The sequence below is a fragment of the Acidovorax sp. 107 genome (genome assembly GCF_003058055.1).
GTDB lineage: Bacteria > Pseudomonadota > Gammaproteobacteria > Burkholderiales > Burkholderiaceae_C > Acidovorax.
In genome coordinates this window covers 2756189-2774849 of the sequence record NZ_QBTZ01000001.1, presented here as the reverse complement: position 1 = coordinate 2774849, position 18661 = coordinate 2756189, and the positions used below count along the sequence as shown (strand labels likewise).

The following is an 18661-nucleotide window of genomic DNA, read 5'->3' as shown; positions in this document are numbered from 1 at the left end:
CGGGCAATGGTAACGGGGGGGCTTTGCAGCAGGCGCAAAGCCGTCTTGCACAACCCGCCGTTTCCGCCGCGCCCTGTGCTGCCTACAGTGGCTCCACCCCGAAAGGAATGCCATGAACCCCCACCTGCACCCCGACGACTACCAGCGCCTGCGCGATGCCGCCAAGCGCCACGCGCTGCAGTTGCGCCAGGAGGCGATCCGCGATGCCCATGCCTGGGTAGCGCGGGGGCTTGTGCGCCTTTACCGACGGGTTCTTCATGCGATGCAGACCCAGTCCGCACCCTCCCACCCATCCACACTGGAAGCCACGACACCATGCCCACCCTTGTCCTGAAACTGACCCCGCTGCACAACCCCGAGCGCTACCAGGCGCTGGCCAGCGCGCTGACCGACCTCACGGTTCAGCTATTGGGCAAGCGCCGCGAGGTCACGGCCGTGGTCATTGACGACTTGCCCGCCGCGCGCTGGCATATCGGCGGTGCGCCTGTGGCGCAGCCCACGGCCTTGCTGGAGATCAGCATCACCCAAGGCACGAACACCGAAGAGGAGAAGGCCGCCTTCATCACCGCTGCGTTTGCCGAGCTGCAGCGCCGGCTGGCGGGTGATGGCGCATTGGCGGCGGCCAGCTACGTGGTGGTGCGGGAGCTGCCCGCCAGCGACTGGGGCTATGGCGGGCGTACGCAGCAAGCGCGCAGATTGGCGCTGGCTGCATGAGATAGCCAGCGCGTGATGTGGCCGGCTTCGAGAGTGCGGATCAGGCCGCCGCGCCGCGAAAGCGCTGTGCCGCCTGGCGGCTCACCTCGGCCAGCAGCTGCTCTTCGCTCTGGCGCTGGCGCAGCCAGCGGGCATCGTTCTGCCCCGCCTCGACCTCGGTGCGCAGCATGTGCATGGCGCTCGATGCGCCCTGCACGGCCGCGTGGCCGGCGATCTTGTCCATGGTGCGCAGGATGTGCTCGCGCAGCGGCATGTGGTCGCCCGTGGCCGGGTCCACATACACCGCGTCCATGCCAAAGCGGCAGGCCTGAAAGCGGTTGTAGGTGTAGACCAAGTAATCGTCCTCTTCGGGCATGAAGGGCTGGTCGGCGAGGAACCATGCGCCCAGCGATTGCACGTAACCCGCGAGGGCCGCAGCGCGCTCGATGGTCAGCGGCGTGTCGAACACGCGGATCTCGATGGTGCCGAACTCGGGCTTGGGGCGAATGTCCCAGTAGAAGTCCTTCATGCTCTTGACCACGCCCGTACGGGTCATCTTGTTGAAGTAGGTGGTGAAGTCGTCCCAGGTCAGCGCCATGGGGGCGCGGCCCGACAAGGGGAACGCAAACACCGAGTTGAGTCGGGCCGAATCAAACGCCGTGTCCTGCCCTTGCACATAGGGGCTCGACGCCGACAGCGCAATGAAGTGCGGGATGTAGCGCGACATGCGGTGCAGCATCAGCAGCGCGGCATCGGCATCCGGGCAGCCAATGTGCACGTGCTGGCCGAAGATGGTGAACTGCTTGGACAGATAGCCATACAGCTCGGACAGCTCGCGAAAGCGTGGCTTGTCATAGATGCGGCGCTCGTGCCATTGCTGGAACGGGTGCGTACCGCCGCCCACCACGGCAATGTTGAGCTTGTCGGCGCTTTTGACCAGCGCATCGCGGATCGGCGTGAGCTGGCCCAGCACCTCGCTGGCCGAGTGGCAGATGCCGGTGGAAATTTCGATCATGCTGTTCGTCATCTCCGGCACCACGCTGCCGGGCAGCGGGGTTTTCTGCATGAGGCGCAGCATGTCCTCCGCGTAGGGCGCGAGGTCGTAGTCGTTGGTGTTGACGAGCTGCAGCTCCAGCTCGACGCCCAGCGTCAGCGGCTCGGAATGGTTGAAGGCTTCAAGACTCACGGTGGTTTTCTCCGTTGTTGCTGCGCGTCAGGGGCGCCCAGGGTTTGGAGCTTTCGCCCGCACGGTAAATGGCCACGGTGGCAATGACGGCGCCGAACACCTCCATCAACAAGATGGCAGGCAGCGCCACGCCGGCAATCACATGGCCGGTGGACGGCGATGCGAGCACGAACTGCGAGGCAATCAGCAGGGCGATGGACGACATGGGTGTCATCGCGCAGCCCACCCACAGGGCCTGCTTCCAGCTGGCGCCGCTGCCCACATTGCCCAGTGCCACGCCGAGTGCCTTGGCCAGCAGGCGCACGGCGATCAGGGCCAGCACCACGCCGGCCACAGGGGCGCTCCAGTCGGCCTGCGCAGCCACGGTGGACACCAGTACGAACATCAACATGGTGAGCAAGGATGACGCGTTGCCCAGCTGGCGCGGCCAGGCCCAGGGGCGGGGGTTGAGCTGCTTGAGCAGCATGCCGCCCAACAGCGCAGCCAGAGGCGCCGACCCGCCCATGTGCGCGGCCACCGCTGTGCCAGCGGCCACCAGGGCCAGGAACAGCATGGAGGTGTTTTCGCTGGTGGGGCTCATGAAGCGCAGCGCCATGCGCAGCACCAGGGCCAGTACAGCGGCCACCACAATCGACACGCCCAGCACCACCACCACGGGCGAGATGGTTTCGAGCAGCGTGAGGCTCTGGCGGTTGATGAGTTCTGCCTTGGCGCTGCCCAGCGTCAGCGCGTACAACGTGGACAGCGTGGTGAGCACAATGGCGCGCTCGGTCACCGGGCCTGCGGCGCGGGTATCGGCCACCACGCGGGTCAGCACCGCAGGAGAGGCCGCCAGTGCCACCAGAGCGAGCGGGCCCGCTGCCTGCACGGGCAAGTGCAGCCACACCAGGACCCAGTACACGGCAAAGTAGGTCAGCACCGATTCGGCAATGCTTTGCACCAGCACCATGGGGTTGTGGCGGAACCAGCGCAGCGGAATGCGCCCGCCACATTCAAACAGCACAATGGCCACGCCCAGCTCCAGCAGGAACAGGCCAATGCCCTGCAGAGGCCAGACCGCGCCACTGAAGCCTGCCAGGCCGGCCGCCGTGCCCACCAGCGAATAGCCCACCACCTTGGGAAGGCCTGTGTGGCGCTGGGTCAGATAGCCCGCCATGGCCGCCACCGCCAGCAGCAGTGACCATTGCACCGTGGGCAGCCCGGCCGAGGGGCGCAGCCACTGCGCCCAAAAGCTCAGGATTTCATTCATGTCATCAAACCTCTGCGTCAGACGGGCGGTGCCCGTCGGTAGGGAGACTCCGGCACACGGGCCGTCCGCAGGCGGGACGGGGCGGGTCAGAGCATAGGTGCACCGAATTTACAGGCGGAAACACTCCACCGGTGTAGGACAGAGGCGGCGGTTGCCGCTTCACCCCTGCGCCGGCGTGCGCACCGGGCGGTGCCGTTCGGGCACAAAAAAACTCAGGGGCGCAGTGCGCAGGCGGGCGCGGATGGCCGCATAAATGCGTGCGCGGTCCACGCCGCTCACGTTCTGCGCGCGCAGTGCCAGGCTGAAGGCCAGGTAAAAGCTGACCGACACGTTCAACGCTCCCAGGAAGGGCAGTGACGCCATGGCCCACCAGAACGCGGGCAGCTGCAGCACCTGCAGACCCAGCGTAGCGCTGGCGGCGGCCATCTGGCCGGTGGAGAGAGTGACATGCCGTACGTCCAGCCCCAGCCCGAAAAACGCCGCAAACGCCGGCACCAGGCCGAGCATGAAGCCCAGCGAGATGTTGGCCGCGAAGCCCGACAGGTTCTCGCGCAGGAAGCGCGCCCAGCGCGCGGCGCGCTCGGCGCCCAGCAGCCTGGTGATGCGTGGGTTGTAGTGCAGGGCCGAGTCCATGCGGTGCAGCACAAACCAGTTCTCCGTCCAGCCCGCGATGATGCTGGAGGCAAACAGCAGCACGCCCGTGAAAGCGGCAAAGAACAGCGACGGCCCCAGCAGGTGCAGGGACTCGAACACATGCTCCGCTTGCTTGTCGCTGATGGCCGGGTGGCCCGTAGCCAGCGCAATCAGCGCGGCCAATGCAAGTACCGCCGGGAACACCACCAGCACGTTGCCCAGCACAGCGGCCACCTGCGAGCGCACCAGGTGCGTGATCTCGTCCACGAATGACTCGATGGCGTCGCCGGTGCCCAGCTCCTTGAGCTTGGCCGCCATGGCGGGCGCGGTCATGGCCGGTTGTTTGGTGGCCACTGTGAAGTGCAGCAACTGGATCAGCACAAAGCTCACGGCATAGTTGATGCCCGCCATGAAGCCGCCCCAGAAGGCCGAGAGCGCGAGCGCATACAGGCCAAACTTGATCAGGGTCGTGAAGGCCATCAGCGCCCCGCCCCCCGCCGCCTTGCGCAGCATGGAGCGGTATTCGGCGCTGGTGCGGGTGATGTAGTGCTCGCCCGTCTCGGCGCTGCGCTCGGCCACCTTGGCCGCCAGCAGCGAGGAGTTGGAAGCCAGCAGCGCGCGCAGGCTGCGCCGCTCCTGCCCCACCATCACCAGCTGTGCCATGAGCTGCGCCGCAGTGACGGCGGGCTGCGCGGACAGCAGGCAGTCGAGCAGCGCCCGCACACGCAAGATGCGCTCGCGCAACTGGCGCAAGCGGAACACCAGCCCTACCGAGATGCCGTTGTCTTCGAAATGGGTATACACCGTGGCCGCCGCCGCGCGGCAAGACTCCAGCCGCTCGCGCAGGCGTTGGGCGGTCTCGTTGAGCCGGTCGGGGGTGCGCAGCGCGTGCAGCACCTCGACCCGCAGGCTTTCCACGTCGCGGATGAGGGCGTGGAAGGGTTGTGCCTCCCGTGCAGATTCGCTCATGCGCAGCCGCAGTTCGGGTGCGAAACCGGTCGAGAGGATTTGCCCTGCGCAATAAGTGATGGCGTCCAGCAAAGCCTTGTGCCAGCGCGTGGCGCCCCCAGGGCTTTCGTTCGTGTCGTTCTGGGCCAGCAGTGTTACCAGCTGGTTCAGGGTGCTCTCGTCCAGCGCTGCCAGCCATTGGGCGTCAAAGGCGCTGGGCAGGGCCAGCATGAAGAGTTCTGACGCGTCAATGGTCTCGGGGCTGCCGGGTAAAAGCTTGGTGCGCAGGCGCTCTGCGACCTCGCTGACCAGTGCCGTGCGGGGGGCAAAGCCAAAGTCTGCGAGCAAGGTGGTGATGTCCACCTGGTCCACCAGCGTGGCCCACCAGTCCTTTAGCCGCTGCCGGATGTCGGGCCGCGCCGCGACGGCCTCCATGAAGAGCTGCACCCGTCCCACGGAGGCAGGGACGGAATCTCGCTTGCCGCGCACCCAATCCAGTAGGTGGATCAGCCACAGATGGCGATGGGCCAGGTCGGCGGCAGGGTCCAGTGCGGCCAGCAGGCTGGCCAGATCTTTGGGCTCGGCGGTCTTTTTCATCGCCGGGGGCCCCCGAGATGAACAGCGGCCCCTTCGGGGGGCAGCAACCGCACGGAGCGGGGAGAGGGGGGGCGATGGATCTTCAATGCAGGACCCGGCCGCTCAAGGGTTCGCCCGACGGGCCGTGGCTGATCGCCTCCAGCACAAACAGGGGCACTGGCGTGTTGAAAGGTTCGCCGTCTTCGGCCACGCAGTGGAAGGTGCCGTGCATGGTGCCGCTGGAGGTCCGCAGCCGGCAGCCGCTGGTGTACTGGAACGACTCGCCGGGCTTGAGCAGCGGCTGCTGCCCCACCACGCCCAGCCCCTTGACTTCTTCGGTGTGGCCGCGCGCGTCGCTGATGATCCAGTGTCGGGAGATCAGCTGCGCAGGTGTATCACCTGCGTTGGTGATGGTGATGGTGTAAGCGAAGCTGAACACCCCCGTGTCCGGGGCAGACTGCTCGGGCAGGTATTCGGGCTGCACTTCCACGTCAAACTGGTGCTTTGGCATGGGCCGCATGGTAACCGTGCCGACTGGTGCGTGGACAACTCCCCGGCGTCAAAAACCCCAGCGACTCTGCGCTTTGCGACAATCGGGGGATGAGCCGCACATTCCAAATCGCCCCCTCCATCCTTTCTGCCGACTTTGCCCGCCTGGGCGAAGAAGTGCGCAACGTCATTGCCGCTGGCGCCGACTGGATCCATTTTGATGTGATGGACAACCATTACGTGCCCAACCTGACCTTTGGCCCCATGGTCTGCCAGGCCTTGAAACCCCACGCAAAAACGCCTGCGGGCGTGGCCGTGCCGATTGACGTGCACCTGATGATCCAGCCCGTGGACGCCCTGGCCGCCGCTTTTGCCGATGCGGGTGCGGACTACATCAGCTTTCACCCCGATGCCTCGGGCCATGTACACCGCAGCATCCAGGCCATCCGGTCGAAGGGCGTCAAGCCCGGGCTCGTGTTCAATCCCGCTGAGCCGCTGGATGTGTTGGACTGGGTCATCGACGACATCGACCTCATCCTCATCATGAGCGTGAACCCCGGCTTTGGCGGCCAGAGCTTCATCGACTCCGCCTTGCGCAAGATCGAAGCCGTGCGCAAGCGCATCGACGCGTCCGGCAAGGACATTCGTCTGGAAGTCGATGGCGGCATCAAGACCGACAACATCCGCCGCGTGGCCGATGCGGGGGCCGATACGTTTGTGGCGGGCAGTGCCATTTTTGGCAAGCCGGATTACCGCGCTGTCATCCAAGCGATGCGTGGGCAGTTGGACGGCTGAAAGGCTTTTCCGACTTCTATGAAAAAGGGCCGACGCATGCGTCGGCCCTTTTTTCGTTGGTGCTCGCTGGATCAGCGTGCCTTCTCCTGGTACCAGTACGTGCGCTTGCGGGGCATATTAAGGTTAAGTTTTGGATTGTCGAACTCGATAGCGGCAGGCTTATTCTTTGCCGTCCCAGAGATGAATGGTGTCTGGACCTTCACCTCTGTGCTGGTTCCATCTCCATTGGGCTTGCTATAGGTCACGGTCGTAAACCCAGCAATAGGGCTGGGCGGCAATCCTCCACCAATGAACTTATTAACGGTGGGGGTCTGGCATAACAGCGGGACAGAGTAGGACTTTGCTTCGCCAAGATTTGCACTGCAGATGCCGCTTTTGGGTGGCGCGGGCATGTTGGTTCCGAAATAGGTGGTGCCAAGGAAGGTGAGTGGGGCATTGACGATTTTTTCGCCCGCTGTGCTCATGTTGATAAAGCAGCCATTGACTTTGCTGTCAGTAGTTCCCACCAGCCCCAGGTTTGACGGCACCACCGGGGTGAAGCCGCTCAAGGTTCCCTTGGTTGGGTTTTTGTCAAGCACAGTGAAGAACGCATCAGATGAGGTTTTATCCAGGGGCTTCTCGCGGTCGCCCGAGCCTGCCTGCACTGCTGCAAAGGCTTTGTACATTACGACATCGGGTGCATAGAAGAACTTGCGGGTGCCCGAGCCCTTGAGAGCTGCCAGCTTGTAGATGCCCCATTCGCTGATTGCTGTGGATGTACTGGTTTCGAAGTCAATCCGGTAGATGTTCCCACCCAGATCCACGGCATAGGCCCGATCTATATAACCGTCTGAGTCTGAATCTACCAGGGTGACATCGGCTGGTACGCTGCGGTCCGTATTGAACTGCGCAATCTTGTCACCCGTAAGTGCGTTCAACACCAAAATCGCATTCCCCATGCTGGTAGTGCCCACCGGCGTCACATCTTCTGCACTGGCATCATAGCCAGCGCCCATTACGATAACGGGGTCGGTCGATCCTTTGATTTTGGCAATGCGGGGCTCCGACCATGTTTGGCCAAGACTGCCAAATCCTGTATCGGTGTTGGCTTTTTTCCAGAGGAATTTAGGCTGTGCCGGGTCCGTGACATCCAGCGCGTACAGAAAACGTCCTCCACGTCGCATGGCAAAGTACAAATAGACTTTGGAGCTGGTTTGATATACAGAAATGGGGCCATCCACAAAGTAATCACGAGTAGTGGGCGGATTGGTTGCCGAGGAAAGTACCGTTGTGGTAGAGAGGCGTACTTCCGGGCTGTTGTTTCTCAACCGCTGGAGTTTTCCGAAATGCTCCTGCGGGATGAATCCCCACAATTCCTGACCAGCCCCGGTGCCGGATTGATTGCCATTGACTGCGCGAAGCGTGCCGTCATTGGATCCATAAAACACCACAATATTCGGAGATGCGTCGGTACCGTAGTTCACCACGGCAGGGCGGGAGTGCAGCACATCGCCATGAGCGCTGGGGCGAATGGTGGTGGTGCCTCCAGGGCCTTTTTCATCGCCGGCATTGTCGGTACCACGCACCCAGTTGATGATCAAATCACGCTGCGTACTATCGGTCGAAATGCCCGCCATGCTGCTGCTGTTGGCTGTGGTGAACTGGGTGGATGTATTTGTGGCCAAATTGGTATTGGTGCTGCAGCCGATGCAGGTATACAACTTGCGTGCAGACTGGCTAGTGGCATAAGTGGTACGAATTTGCTGCGCAATGCCGCCTTTCTCCACAATGTCCCCATCAGGCGAGTCGGACGTTTTGTCTGCCACATTGGGTGGCGTACCGAGTGGCTGATTAACCCAGAAGCTGCTGGGGGCGGTCCAATATGACACGGCCGAGGGTTTGATAAAGCCAGTGGCACTGCTGATCGCGCCGTCTCCGTTTGCGTCGGCCAAGGCAATACTGTCCGTTGTGGGGTCGTAGGTGAATTTGTACTGTTTGAGATTGCCTCTCCAACGCGGCTTGGCATCACCATCTGGGCGGAACATGCCCATAAAGATCTGATTCAAGTAGCTGCCACGTGCATTCGCGCTAACAGGCAAGCTGGCGGAAGAAAATACGCTGTTTGCCGCCTGCAACTGGCTGAACACCTCGCCCAGAGCGATGGAGAGCGCCGTTGAGTTTGAGGCCGTGTAGAAGTCTCCACCACCGACCTTGGCAATGCCTCTGAAGATTTCTGGATAGGTGGCCTTGTCACTGGGAGCACCCGTGACCGCGATGGTGTGGGTGGTTGCATAAGCTCCGTCGGCCACTGCGGTGCGATCCACGCCATTGACGAATCGCGCATATTCATCGGTCCAGTTGGCCGCATCTTTGGGGTCTACCGTGCCTGCCGCGTAGGTGATGGGTGCAACGCTGCCCCCCGCTGTGGCCAGCATCGCCTTCATGACGTCATTGGACATCTGATCGCCCTGCGGCGGTCCGTTCGCGATAATTATGAGGTAATTTCTGCCGCAATCAGAACCAGCGGGCAGCACATATTTTCCACCGCTGAATGCATTGGGGTCGTAGGGAAGTGTGCCAGCCCGTTGACCCGAGAATGGGGTTTTTTGCGAAAAATAGAGATATGCCTCGTGCATAGCCAAGGCATACGATGTGGGCGAGGGAGACTGATTCTGATCCAACGTCTTGAGGAAGTTTTTTAATTCAGTTTTCCCTGCGGAGGTTAGAGGGGTGAGCGCCTTAATGACTCGGGCACCCGTATCCACATTGGTTTCATTAAAAATCATGAAGCCAATATTGAACGGTGCAGAACCATCGGCATTCGGTTGTAACCCCTCAATGGCGTTATATATGGCGCATTGCTCCATCCCCCCTTTAGTTTGACCTTTGCTGGGAGCGCCAGTGCCGTCGCTGTAGACGCACGTGTGCTTTAGACTGGCGTTCCAGTTGGCAGAACTATCCAAAACAAAAAGTACGTTGGACGTTGACCCGGAGCCGGTGCCCGAGTAAATGTCAATATCGCTGCTGTATTGCGCCAGGGCAGGAAGTGCAACTAGTGCTGCCGTGGCGGTGATGGCCCAGCGATACAGGTTCTGTGTGATCGAATAGGACATATTGATATTTCTCCGATATTTCATTTGCACGATTCAGGCAAGAGCAATGCGGGAACACGGACACTGACACCTTGATTAACGGCTAGCTGGGCATTGCTGCGCGAGTCAGCGACTGCGGCCCGGATATTCCACTCAGTGGTAAGGCAACCCGGAATGAGGGTGGTACTTGACCGGCAGGCTGCAAGGGGGTCGGGTTCGCCTGGTACTGGGTCCGGTATGTCCGTGAGAGGGCGAACGCGTGTGCATTCAGGTGGTGGAGTCAATGTGGCTGTGTAGTCCGTAGTGCCATTTCCATCCACATCGACTTGCAGGGGTGATGCCGCCACCTTGGCTGGATTGGTGGCAAAGTCTGCGGAACTGATCGTTGCCTCCACCGCCACCTGGGCCGTTGCCAGGCTCTCCTGGCGAGCCTGGGTATTTCCCACTATGCGCAGGTTGCTGCTGGAGCTGTTGAAGGCGCTGAGGGCGAACAGGCTCATCAGGACCAGAAAGATCAGGGCCACCACCAGTGTCGCGCCGCGTTGGGAGGAAGGGGTTTTCATGGAGTGTCAGGGTGTGGAAGGAACTTCCCGGGGGCCGGCCACGTTGATCAGGCGGGCGGTGGTGGTGTACACCCGGCGTTTGAAGCCGGTGGTGTCACCACTAACCGAGGTAGGGCCCAAGGTGTAGGTTTTGCCCGAGTCGTTGTAGCCGGAGCTGGGCTCCACGGTGCGGGACAGCAGATGCAAGCGCACGGCCACCACGTTGCTCCAGTCGTTATCTCTTGCGCCTGCCGTACCGCTCAGGCCGGTGCGGAACACATCGGGCCGCCCTTTGTCGGCCGCGGATGCGGTCGCGGACGCCGGGTCGGTGGTGTCAAACCCGTATTCGAGCACCATGCTCTCAATGCCCTCTGCCAAGGGGACGGTGATCATGGCCGTGCCGCGCAGCTCAGCCATCTTGAGGGTGGGGGTGGCGTCCCCGCCGCTACCGCACTCGTTGCAGCTGGCGATGTAGTAAACGCGCGACAGGTAGGGCCGCACGGTATTGAAGCTCGTGCTTCCGCAACTGAAAGTTTTGAGATTCAGGTTACTGGCGACCCCGGACAGGATGAAGGGGTCGGCTACTGGGTCGCTGTTGCAGCGCGAGGTTTGCGCATAGGGTACATCGGTGGTACTCACAGTGGCTGGCGCCACGGCTTCCGTACCGAGCCGGTGTACAGCAAAGGCCACCGTACCGGGTTTGTAGTTGGGGATGCAGGTGGTTGGCAGCGCTGCGGCTTCCGTGGTCGACAGACCACGCACCGGTTGCGGCAAGCGGGGAGTCGAGGGTGTGGTTTTATCCCATCCCAGGTCTGCCAGCGCAGTGGCGCAGACGTCAGGGCTGGAATAGTTGGAAAGATCCCCGGGCACCTCGCCATAAAAGCCGGCCAGGGTAAGTTCGTCATGTAGCAGCTCGATCGCGTACCGACCGTTTTCGATCTGGCGAATGCTTTTTTCGAGTTCGTTGCCAGAACGACTTGTATTGGCAAACAGCACGGCTAATCCGGCGACTAGCACCATGCCAATGGTCAGGCCGACCATCAGCTCCATCAGCGAAAAACCTCGTTGCAACTGGGCACCGCGGTGCCAGCTGCGGGCACGTAAGATGGGGGATGAGCTCATGGTGCGGGAGTGTTGGCCAGGGTGCCGATTTGGATGACGACCGACGCAACGCGGCGCATGTCTTCGCTGCTGTAGGCGTTTTGGCCGCAGGTATTGGCGGGCGCGCCGGTGGCCTGCAGCCCTTGCCAGGCTAGCGCGATGAGGTACTGGTTGGCAGCGGGGGATGTGATGCAGCCTCGCGCATTGATCATGGCCCCCACCTTGGTGGTGCCTTGCGTCTCACCGGCGCCCTGGATGGCTTTGGACCACTCGCAAACATCTTTTTGGGCGATGGTCAGGGAGGGCTGGGTGCAATCACCAGGATCGGTCAGGCCGATGTTGTTGGCTACGTAGTCGGCGGCACTGGCACGGTTGAGGTTGATTCGCTCGGCCATGTCGCTGACCAGGATGAGCGCCTGGGAGCGTTGATAGCCCTCGAGATTGGCCAGAGTGGTCTTGGCTTGCAGGCCCGCGAAGCCCAGCACCCCGAAGGCCACGATTAGCATGGCGATCAGGGCCTCGATCAGCAGGACGCCTTGTTGGTGAGATCTGGCTTTCATGGGGACGGACAATTGGTGGTGGAGCTCTTGGGGCGACCGGAGGGGTCCAGGGAGATGCAGCGGCTGCGACTGGCGTTGCTATTGGCCAGTGCAAATCTCGCTACCGAGGTGGTGTTGGACACACGACCACTGGCGTCGAAGGTGACGGTTGCGGGGCCGGTGAACGTTACGCCACCACCGACGGCACTTTTGCGGCTCACGACTTCGGTGCCTACCATCACGCTCCAGCCCGACTCCCAATGGTCTTGGTTGCCCGACGTTGGGCTGAGGGTGACGGGAGACGCAAGCACACCGCGCTTGACGGCCTCGTTACGGGCTAGCGTCAGATCTGCCATCAGGTCAAAGGCTGCTGCCCGCATCCGCTGCGTTTCCAACAGAGCGCGGAACGATGGGGCCGCCAATGACACCACCACCGCCAGCAAAGCCACAGTGACCATGAGCTCTATCAGCGTGAAGCCGCGGGCCGGCGTGCGTATTGCGATGCGCATGATGCTTCCCTACCAGCAGCCCGTTTGGGCGCTTCCGCTTTTGACTGCGGTCTTTGTGCCGGTGCTATCAATCGCTAGCGTTCCGCACTTGTCCTTTGCCTGGTCACCCTGAGGGGTGGCTGTCGCCGTGAATGATGGAGGGGTGCTGGCTGGTGCAGACACGCTAATGGCGTAGTAAGTGGTGACCTGGGGAGGAACGGTGACGTTCAATGCCGCGGTGGTCGCGGCATAGGTGCGTGTATCCAGCAGCCTCTGTTGCTGGCGGGTGCCAATGTCCATGAGCGCGGACTGCGCCTCCGCACGGCGCGATTTGCGTACCTGATCCTGATAGGAGGGGTAGGCCACCGCCGCCAGAATGCCAATCACGGCCACCGTGATCATCAGTTCAATCAAGGAGAAACCCTTGCTGCGCTCCATGCTGTTTCTCCTTTGCGGGGCTCGGTGTTGTTTGTGTATGTGAAATTATCACATTTCAATTATTGCAAGTTGTTTCGTGGAGGCGCTGGAGATGAGCGGTATTGCATTGCCGATGAGCGGCAGCTTTTGAGGTTGCTCCTTGCCGTTGGATTGGCAACACGCTTTGCGCGCCAAACGTGGCCGACACGCGTCAATGTGCTGAAACTCGCGGAAAATCGCCGGTTACCCATCCATACCCATGCAAGATCGACTCTCCTGGACCCAAGCTGCTTTGGCACGCATCCTGCGGCCAGCGGTGCGTCTGGCGTTGGCCATGGGGCTGAAACATCCGCAGCTTGAAGAAGTGCTGCGTGATCTCCTGGTGGATGAAGCGCGAAATCTCTGGAACAAAAAAGACGGCTCCAAGCCCAATCTGAGTCAGCTTGCGACTACCACCGGGCTCAATCGCAAGGACGTGACAGCCCGAGTGCGCGACACCCGAACTGTTCTGCCTGCCACCGAAAGTTCAGCGGCAGCCAAGGCGTATACCGCTTGGCTTCAGGTCGTTGCTGAAGATACGTCGCAGCGCACGCTGCCGTTGGCGGATTCAGGGGACGGTCATTCCTTTGAGTTGCTGTCCCGGTTTGCGACCCGAGGAAATGTGCACCATCGCACCGTATTGGAGGAGCTGCAACGGCTCAACTTGGTTACGCTCTCGGACGGAGAGGTCCACTTGCTCGGAGACAGCTTTACTCCCACCGCGAGCGTGCGGGACATGCTGGCCTTTCTGGGAGATAACGTGCGTGATCATCTTCAAGCGGCCGTGTCCAACACCCTGGGCCAACAGCCTCGCATGCTGGAGCGCGCAGTTTTTGCCTCAGGCTTGTCCCTGGAAGACTGTGAGCGCATTCAGCAGCTTTCGCGTCAGCAATGGGAGAAGGTTCACCATCTTCTTGTGCGTGAGATGACGGATGCCGTGGAGCAGAGCGACGGTCAAGGTGCCGGACGCATGCGTGTCGGCATCTACGCTTACTACGAAAAGGAGCGTGATACGTCGGAAGGCGTTGACGTTCCTGCAGAACCTGCGCAACGAAATGTCGACGAGTTGGATGCATCTCGTCCTGTGAAAGATTAGCGATGAAAAGCCCCATTCACGTATTGATCCGATCCGTCTTGCTGACGGTGTGGGTCACATTGGCCGCTTGCGGTGGCTCTGCAGATTCATCTGTGTCGGGTGGAGGTAGCGATACCGCTGGACCTGGAACGGGTACATCCCCTGGCACTGGGGTAGGTACTGGCATTGGTACTGGTACTGGCTCGGATGCTGGCACAGGCACAGGCACAGGCACAGGCACAGGCACAGGCACAGGCACAGGCACAGGCACAGGCACAGGCACAGGCACAGGCACAGGCACAGGCACAGGCACAGGCACAGGCACAGGCACAGGCACAGGCACAGGCACAGGCACAGGCACAGGCACAGGCACAGGCACAGGCACAGGCACAGGCACAGGCACAGGCACAGGCACAGGTACAGGTACAGGTACAGGTACAGGTACAGGTACAGGTACAGGTACAGGTACAGGCGATGGTTCTGGAGATGGCGTGGCAGCAGGTCCCGGCGATGGCGGCGGAGTGGGCTCTGGTGGCACGGGGGTGACTGCTTCCGCGGTGGGTGTCGGCGTCGCAGACGGCTTTGGCAGTGTGATCGTGAACGGGGTACGTTTCGCTACGGATTCGGCCCAGATCACCACAGAAGATTCAGATGCATTGCGTCTCGGGATGACCGTTTTGGTCGGCGGCTCCATTCAGCCAGACCTTCTGACGGGTACTGCAACGACAGTGCTCTCGGTCCCCGAATTCCGGGGTGCTGCCACAGCGGTAGATGCTGCTGCAGGCGCGCTGGAGGTGTCAGGAACCCGCGTTTTGGTAGATGAGGCCACCATTTACGACGGCGTCACGTCTTTGTCGTCCATCAAAGTGGGCACCACTGTGCAGGTGTATGCGTTGCCCATTGGCGATGGCAGTTGGCGCGCCAGCCGGATCGAGAGCAAGAGTTCCAGCTTGCCTCTCATCTTGTCCGGGGCGGTGGGGCAACTCGATACAGCTTCCAAGACCTTCAGCCTGGGAGGATTGTTGGTCAACTATGGCGCCGCGTCGTTCAGCGGAACGTTGGTTGGCAGCTCATTGGCTAACGGGATGGTGGTGTACGTGCGAGCAACGGCCTTGCCTGTCAATGGGGTTCTCAACGCACAACAGATTCGGCGAGGACACACCCTGCCAACCACGGGGAGTTTCGCCGCGAATTTGCTGGGTATCGTTTCTAGCTTCGGGGGGCTGAATTCGGATTTCCTGTTGTACGGTCAGCGCGTGAATATCGCTTCTGCCCTGGTCACAGGAGGGCCTGCATCGAGCATCGGGAACGGCGTCCGGCTCGAAGTTGCGGGCACCATGGTGGGTGGCGTGTTGGTGGCCAAGCGGGCGCGCATCCGATACGCGCCCGGGGTTGGTGGCCCTGCAAGTTTCCAGCTCATCGGCACGGTGGGGCAGTACCGATCCGTAGCGGACTTTCGCGTCAATGGGCAGCCGGTGGATGCATCGAACAGTTCGGTTGTGTTCACCAACGGTACCGCGAAAGATTTGCGCAATGGTGCACGCGTATCGGTGAGTGGCAGCCAAGTGGTTTCGGGCGTGCTCCAGGCGACAACGGTCCAGTTCGAGTAGAGCGCTGCAGCACAATCGCCGTCCATCGCAGCGCCCCAGGGGCTAATGACGAGTGCTGTGCAAATCCTGGGCTGCGATAGCGCTGCTGCGGGTTCTCGGGACCCTCCGCACGAATTACCGCGCCGTGTGCACCTGCGATCTCGGGTGGTATGCGACGTTTCAAATACTCGCAATAGCTATGGCTATTGCTGCGCCTTGCAGCCCGTCTCTATCCGCAGCGCATCCTTTGCGCTCGATTCGTGCAGAAGACCCCTGGGGTCTCAGCCTAGCCGCTGAAAAGTCAGCGTGAATGCCACGCCCCCCTCGGTGTTGCGGGCGTTGATGGTGCCGCCCATCTTGGCCATGTAGGTCTTGGCCACGAACAGGCCCTGGCCCCGGTGTTCGCCCTCGCCCAACGGGGTGGGGCTGCCGGGGTCGGACACACCCAGTTCAAAAATCCGCTCCAGCAGGTCTTCGGCAATCGTCGATCCCTGGTTGTGCAGCGTGGCGCTAGCGGTGGATTCTGACGCAGTGAGCGTCAGCGTGATAGGGCTGCCCGTGGGGCGGTAGCGGTCGGCGTTGCGCAGGATGTGGGTCACCACGTCTTCCAGCGCAAACTCGTCGGCGCGAACGATGACCGGGCCTGAGTCGCTTGAACCCGGGGCATACACCACGTCCAGGATGCCCGCAAAGTGCGCGTTATCGGCCACGTTGCGCAAGAAGGCGTCCAGGTCCAGTCGCCCCTCGGGCACATCGGCGGCCTGCAGTGCTTCGGCGGGCGATGCCGTTCCATAGAGCACATGGATGGCCTGCTGCATGCGCTGCACATAGCGGTGGCCGGGGTCTTGCGGGCCGTTCAGCGCCATCAGCGACTGCAGGGGCGACATGATCTCGTGCCCCACGGCGTGCCACATGTCGCGCTCTTGCTGGGCACGCAGTTGTTCGCGTTGCAGGTCGTCCTTCACGCGCTGCAGCAGGTCGGCCAGGCCGCCCGCCAGAATGCCCAGCTCGTCCGATCCGCGCAGGTCGGACACGTCCAGGTCGCCCAGCCTGGGGCCGGTGTGGCCGGGCTGCACGTTGTATGACACCGCAGCGGCGCGGCGGGTGAGGGCCGTCACGCGGCGGATCAGGCCCACTTCCACCACCAGCCAGGCCAGTGCAATCGCCCCCAGCATGGCGCCCAGGTACCACGACAGGCGCGTGGCCACGGCCGCCAGGCCCTGCTCCACACCGCGCAGATGGCCGGTGAAGTTGACCACGTAGTTGCCGGTAGGCGTGTCCAGAATATCCAGCCCCGTGGGCGCTACGGGTGTTACCGCCGCCGGGCCCACGCCTGCGGCATCCAGCGGCAGCCAGCGGATCAGGCGCAGCAGCCAGGGCGCTGAGGGCTCGGCCTGCACTTCGACGCCCTTGAGGGTGATGGCGCTGGCCTCGTCGCTGCCCATTTTGCGGATCTGCACACGCTCGCCCGGCAGCAGGCTGCGCGAGAGGTCGTTCAGCGAGGCGGCCAACTGCGCGCCAGGCGCGTTGCTGTCAAACAGCGGCCTGGAGTCTTCGCCCGGCGCCAGCATCTCCACGCGCACACGCATTTGCCCCAGGTCTTCGGGCGGCCAGACCAGGCGTTCGTCCTTGCGGAACAGCGCTTCGCGAAACAGCTCGACGGGCAGACGGATCGAGTAGTGGGTGCGGCGCACGCAGTCTGTCGCTGCAGCATCGCCAGTGAGGGCGCCAGCAGAGGTGCCAGTGGAGGTTTGGTTGGTGGGCTTTGGCGGCAGGTCGCGGCACTGGCCGTTTTGCCACAGCCAGCCGCGAAAGTCGCGCACCGGCCGTGCATGGGCATCGAGCTGCGGCGCGCCGTTGTCCACAAACCCCGTGAGCCGCCCGCGCACCGCCGCGCTGCCTTGCGGCGGCATGGCCTCGTACGGCGCAATCCAGCGGTAGGTGGCGCCGCGCATGTCCAGGCTGATGCGCGCACGGTGTGATTCTGCAGGCACCAGCGCACCGCGCTCGCGGGGCGTCAGCTCGCCCGCATAAAAGCTGCCCACCAGGTAAATGAAGCCGCCCGCGTACGGGTTGTTGCCAATCGCCGCGCACACCGAGGCCCCGTCGGGATACTGCACCGAGCAGCCCGCCATCTCCACCGCCTGCTGCGATTTTTGCGGGTCGTCAAAGTCGATGGCGGCGTAGGGCAGCAGCAGCGGCGCCAGCGGCGTCACGCCCTGGCCGAGGTGGCTCGCATTGAGCAGCGCCAACTGGCCCGAGGGATGGCGCAGCCGCGCCATGACCTCGGCCTGACTGCGCACAAAGCCGTGCTGGTAGGCCTGCCAGGCGCGCTCCTTTTCGTCCTTGAGCACCACCACGCTCAGCGCCACCGTGGCCAAGGCCAGCAGCACAAACACACTGCGCACCAGAATGCGCAGGCGGAACGCCGGCAGGCCCAGGCGGGGGATGTCGAGTGCGGGGCGCAGCAGGCGTTTCATTTGCCAACCCAGCGGAAGCCGCGCATGGGCACGTTTTCAATGCCTTCAAAACTGGGGTCCACTTCACGCAGCGCCTCGCGGATGGTGCTCACATGCTTGCGCACGTTGTCGCGGTTGCGGCCGCTTTTCACCACCTCAAACAGTTCGTCGTAAGACACGACCTCGCCACTGCGCTGGTGCAGCGTGGCCAGGATGCGCTGGGCCGTGAGCGGCAGGTTGATGCGCTCGCCGCGCCAGGTGGGGGTGCGTTGCCACAGCGGGTCCAGCACCAGGGCGTCGCCCACGGGCGCAGGGGCTGCGCTGGCCGGGGCCTGTGCCTGTGTGGTGCGCAGGATGTCGAGAAAGGTCTCGATGAAGTCTGCCTCTTCAAACGTGGTTTTCTGCAGGTAGTCCCACGCGTCCAGCGCCTTCATGATGCTGCGGTAAATGGCCGCTGGCATGGCCGACACCACCAGCACCGGCGTGCCCTGGCGCAGCTTGTTGATGGCGTTGATCAGGGCTACGCCCGCATGGCGCTCGCGGCCCAGTTCGATGTCGAGCACCACCGCGTCGTAGTGCTCGCGGGCCAGCGCGGCTTCGGCCTCGTCGCGGGTGAACCACTGGTCGATGACGATGCCGCTCTTGGCGCTGCGTATCCACCCGGCCAACTGGTTGCTGGTGGGCAGGTCGTCTTCGATCACGGCAATGCGAGTCATGGGCAGGGCGGGCAGTAAGGGGTGGTCGGATTATCCCGGCGGCCCGCGCCGGGCTG

Annotated in this window: 18 protein-coding genes; 6 read left to right on the top strand and 12 right to left on the bottom strand. The window is 62.6% G+C overall.

Going from position 1 to position 18661, the window contains the following annotated elements:
* The first annotated feature begins 112 nt into the window (after positions 1 to 112).
* Positions 113 to 334, top strand: a complete 222-nt coding sequence (locus C8C99_RS23925; protein WP_158274169.1) for a hypothetical protein — start codon at positions 113 to 115, stop codon at positions 332 to 334.
* Positions 316 to 714: a tautomerase family protein gene (locus tag C8C99_RS23920; RefSeq protein ID WP_056647838.1), complete on the top strand. Its 399-nt coding sequence runs from the start codon at positions 316 to 318 to the stop codon at positions 712 to 714. The genes C8C99_RS23925 and C8C99_RS23920 overlap by 19 nt, the downstream gene beginning before the upstream one ends.
* Before the next feature lie 40 nt (positions 715 to 754).
* Here C8C99_RS23920 and C8C99_RS13005 read toward each other — a convergent pair whose 3' ends face one another.
* The 4 genes from C8C99_RS13005 to apaG form a co-directional block, all read right to left on the bottom strand.
* Entirely contained in the window at positions 755 to 1879 is a 1125-nt protein-coding gene (locus C8C99_RS13005; protein ID WP_056647842.1) for a YbdK family carboxylate-amine ligase, read from the bottom strand.
* A complete protein-coding gene (locus tag C8C99_RS13000; protein WP_108625964.1) occupies positions 1869 to 3128 on the bottom strand; it encodes a cation:proton antiporter in 1260 nt (419 codons plus the stop codon). Before C8C99_RS13000 ends, C8C99_RS13005 begins: the two co-directional genes overlap by 11 nt.
* Positions 3129 to 3287: 159 nt before the next feature.
* Complete coding sequence (locus C8C99_RS12995) at positions 3288 to 5306, bottom strand: site-specific recombinase (RefSeq protein WP_108625963.1); 2019 nt, start codon at positions 5304 to 5306, stop codon at positions 3288 to 3290.
* Between the two features lie 82 nt (positions 5307 to 5388).
* Positions 5389 to 5796, bottom strand: coding sequence for a Co2+/Mg2+ efflux protein ApaG (gene apaG / locus C8C99_RS12990; protein WP_108627148.1), 408 nt, complete (start codon positions 5794 to 5796; stop codon positions 5389 to 5391).
* Positions 5797 to 5885: 89 nt separating this feature from the next.
* On the opposite strand from apaG, the gene rpe reads away from it, so the two are divergent.
* Positions 5886 to 6569 (top strand): ribulose-phosphate 3-epimerase, encoded by a 684-nt coding sequence (gene rpe / locus C8C99_RS12985; RefSeq protein ID WP_108625962.1) that lies wholly within the window; start codon positions 5886 to 5888, stop codon positions 6567 to 6569.
* Between the two features lie 71 nt (positions 6570 to 6640).
* On the opposite strand, the gene C8C99_RS12980 is transcribed toward rpe, so the two are convergent.
* From C8C99_RS12980 to C8C99_RS12955, 6 genes are read right to left on the bottom strand one after another with little or no spacing between them, the layout of a single operon-like run.
* A complete protein-coding gene (locus tag C8C99_RS12980; protein WP_158274168.1) occupies positions 6641 to 9661 on the bottom strand; it encodes a pilus assembly protein in 3021 nt (1006 codons plus the stop codon).
* Positions 9662 to 9681: 20 nt separating this feature from the next.
* A complete protein-coding gene (locus C8C99_RS12975) occupies positions 9682 to 10203 on the bottom strand; it encodes a PilX N-terminal domain-containing pilus assembly protein (RefSeq protein ID WP_082576976.1) in 522 nt (173 codons plus the stop codon).
* A gap of 6 nt (positions 10204 to 10209) precedes the next feature.
* Positions 10210 to 11304 (bottom strand): PilW family protein, encoded by a 1095-nt coding sequence (locus C8C99_RS12970; protein WP_233247217.1) that lies wholly within the window; start codon positions 11302 to 11304, stop codon positions 10210 to 10212.
* Positions 11301 to 11843 (bottom strand): type IV pilus modification protein PilV, encoded by a 543-nt coding sequence (gene pilV, locus C8C99_RS12965; protein ID WP_056647861.1) that lies wholly within the window; start codon positions 11841 to 11843, stop codon positions 11301 to 11303. The genes C8C99_RS12970 and pilV overlap by 4 nt, the downstream gene beginning before the upstream one ends.
* Positions 11840 to 12331, bottom strand: coding sequence for a GspH/FimT family pseudopilin (locus tag C8C99_RS12960; RefSeq protein WP_056647863.1), 492 nt, complete (start codon positions 12329 to 12331; stop codon positions 11840 to 11842). Before C8C99_RS12960 ends, pilV begins: the two co-directional genes overlap by 4 nt.
* A 9-nt stretch (positions 12332 to 12340) precedes the next feature.
* Positions 12341 to 12748, bottom strand: coding sequence for a type IV pilin protein (locus C8C99_RS12955; protein ID WP_056647866.1), 408 nt, complete (start codon positions 12746 to 12748; stop codon positions 12341 to 12343).
* A 238-nt stretch (positions 12749 to 12986) separates the two neighbouring features.
* Here C8C99_RS12955 and C8C99_RS12950 point away from each other — a divergent pair, with 238 nt between their 5' ends.
* The 3 genes from C8C99_RS12950 to C8C99_RS23915 all read left to right on the top strand — a co-directional run bounded on the left by C8C99_RS12950 (position 12987) and on the right by C8C99_RS23915 (position 15451).
* Positions 12987 to 13862, top strand: coding sequence for a DUF6502 family protein (locus C8C99_RS12950; protein ID WP_056647868.1), 876 nt, complete (start codon positions 12987 to 12989; stop codon positions 13860 to 13862).
* Between the two features lie 186 nt (positions 13863 to 14048).
* A complete protein-coding gene (locus tag C8C99_RS12945; protein WP_158274167.1) occupies positions 14049 to 14387 on the top strand; it encodes a hypothetical protein in 339 nt (112 codons plus the stop codon).
* Positions 14384 to 15451 (top strand): DUF5666 domain-containing protein, encoded by a 1068-nt coding sequence (locus C8C99_RS23915; RefSeq protein WP_156391498.1) that lies wholly within the window; start codon positions 14384 to 14386, stop codon positions 15449 to 15451. Before C8C99_RS12945 ends, C8C99_RS23915 begins: the two co-directional genes overlap by 4 nt.
* Before the next feature lie 260 nt (positions 15452 to 15711).
* Here C8C99_RS23915 and C8C99_RS12940 read toward each other — a convergent pair whose 3' ends face one another.
* Together C8C99_RS12940 and C8C99_RS12935 are read right to left on the bottom strand one after the other, a co-directional pair.
* On the bottom strand, positions 15712 to 17910 hold the full coding sequence (locus tag C8C99_RS12940) for a HAMP domain-containing sensor histidine kinase (protein ID WP_056647876.1): 2199 nt from the start codon (positions 17908 to 17910) through the stop codon (positions 15712 to 15714).
* A complete protein-coding gene (locus C8C99_RS12935) occupies positions 17907 to 18605 on the bottom strand; it encodes a response regulator transcription factor (RefSeq protein WP_056647878.1) in 699 nt (232 codons plus the stop codon). Before C8C99_RS12935 ends, C8C99_RS12940 begins: the two co-directional genes overlap by 4 nt.
* Positions 18606 to 18661: the final 56 nt, after the last annotated feature.

Coding starts and splice junctions, on each gene's coding strand:
- C8C99_RS23925 (WP_158274169.1), top strand. CDS start 113: ATGAACCCCCACCTGCACCCCGACGACTACCAGCGCCTGCGCGATGCC.
- C8C99_RS23920 (WP_056647838.1), top strand. CDS start 316: ATGCCCACCCTTGTCCTGAAACTGACCCCGCTGCACAACCCCGAGCGC.
- C8C99_RS13000 (WP_108625964.1), bottom strand. CDS start 3,128: ATGAATGAAATCCTGAGCTTTTGGGCGCAGTGGCTGCGCCCCTCGGCC.
- C8C99_RS12995 (WP_108625963.1), bottom strand. CDS start 5,306: ATGAAAAAGACCGCCGAGCCCAAAGATCTGGCCAGCCTGCTGGCCGCA.
- apaG (WP_108627148.1), bottom strand. CDS start 5,796: ATGCCAAAGCACCAGTTTGACGTGGAAGTGCAGCCCGAATACCTGCCC.
- rpe (WP_108625962.1), top strand. CDS start 5,886: ATGAGCCGCACATTCCAAATCGCCCCCTCCATCCTTTCTGCCGACTTT.
- C8C99_RS12980 (WP_158274168.1), bottom strand. CDS start 9,661: ATGTCCTATTCGATCACACAGAACCTGTATCGCTGGGCCATCACCGCC.
- C8C99_RS12975 (WP_082576976.1), bottom strand. CDS start 10,203: ATGAAAACCCCTTCCTCCCAACGCGGCGCGACACTGGTGGTGGCCCTG.
- C8C99_RS12970 (WP_233247217.1), bottom strand. CDS start 11,304: ATGAGCTCATCCCCCATCTTACGTGCCCGCAGCTGGCACCGCGGTGCC.
- pilV (WP_056647861.1), bottom strand. CDS start 11,843: ATGAAAGCCAGATCTCACCAACAAGGCGTCCTGCTGATCGAGGCCCTG.
- C8C99_RS12960 (WP_056647863.1), bottom strand. CDS start 12,331: ATGCGCATCGCAATACGCACGCCGGCCCGCGGCTTCACGCTGATAGAG.
- C8C99_RS12955 (WP_056647866.1), bottom strand. CDS start 12,748: ATGGAGCGCAGCAAGGGTTTCTCCTTGATTGAACTGATGATCACGGTG.
- C8C99_RS12950 (WP_056647868.1), top strand. CDS start 12,987: ATGCAAGATCGACTCTCCTGGACCCAAGCTGCTTTGGCACGCATCCTG.
- C8C99_RS12945 (WP_158274167.1), top strand. CDS start 14,049: ATGCTGGCACAGGCACAGGCACAGGCACAGGCACAGGCACAGGCACAG.
- C8C99_RS12940 (WP_056647876.1), bottom strand. CDS start 17,910: ATGAAACGCCTGCTGCGCCCCGCACTCGACATCCCCCGCCTGGGCCTG.
- C8C99_RS12935 (WP_056647878.1), bottom strand. CDS start 18,605: ATGACTCGCATTGCCGTGATCGAAGACGACCTGCCCACCAGCAACCAG.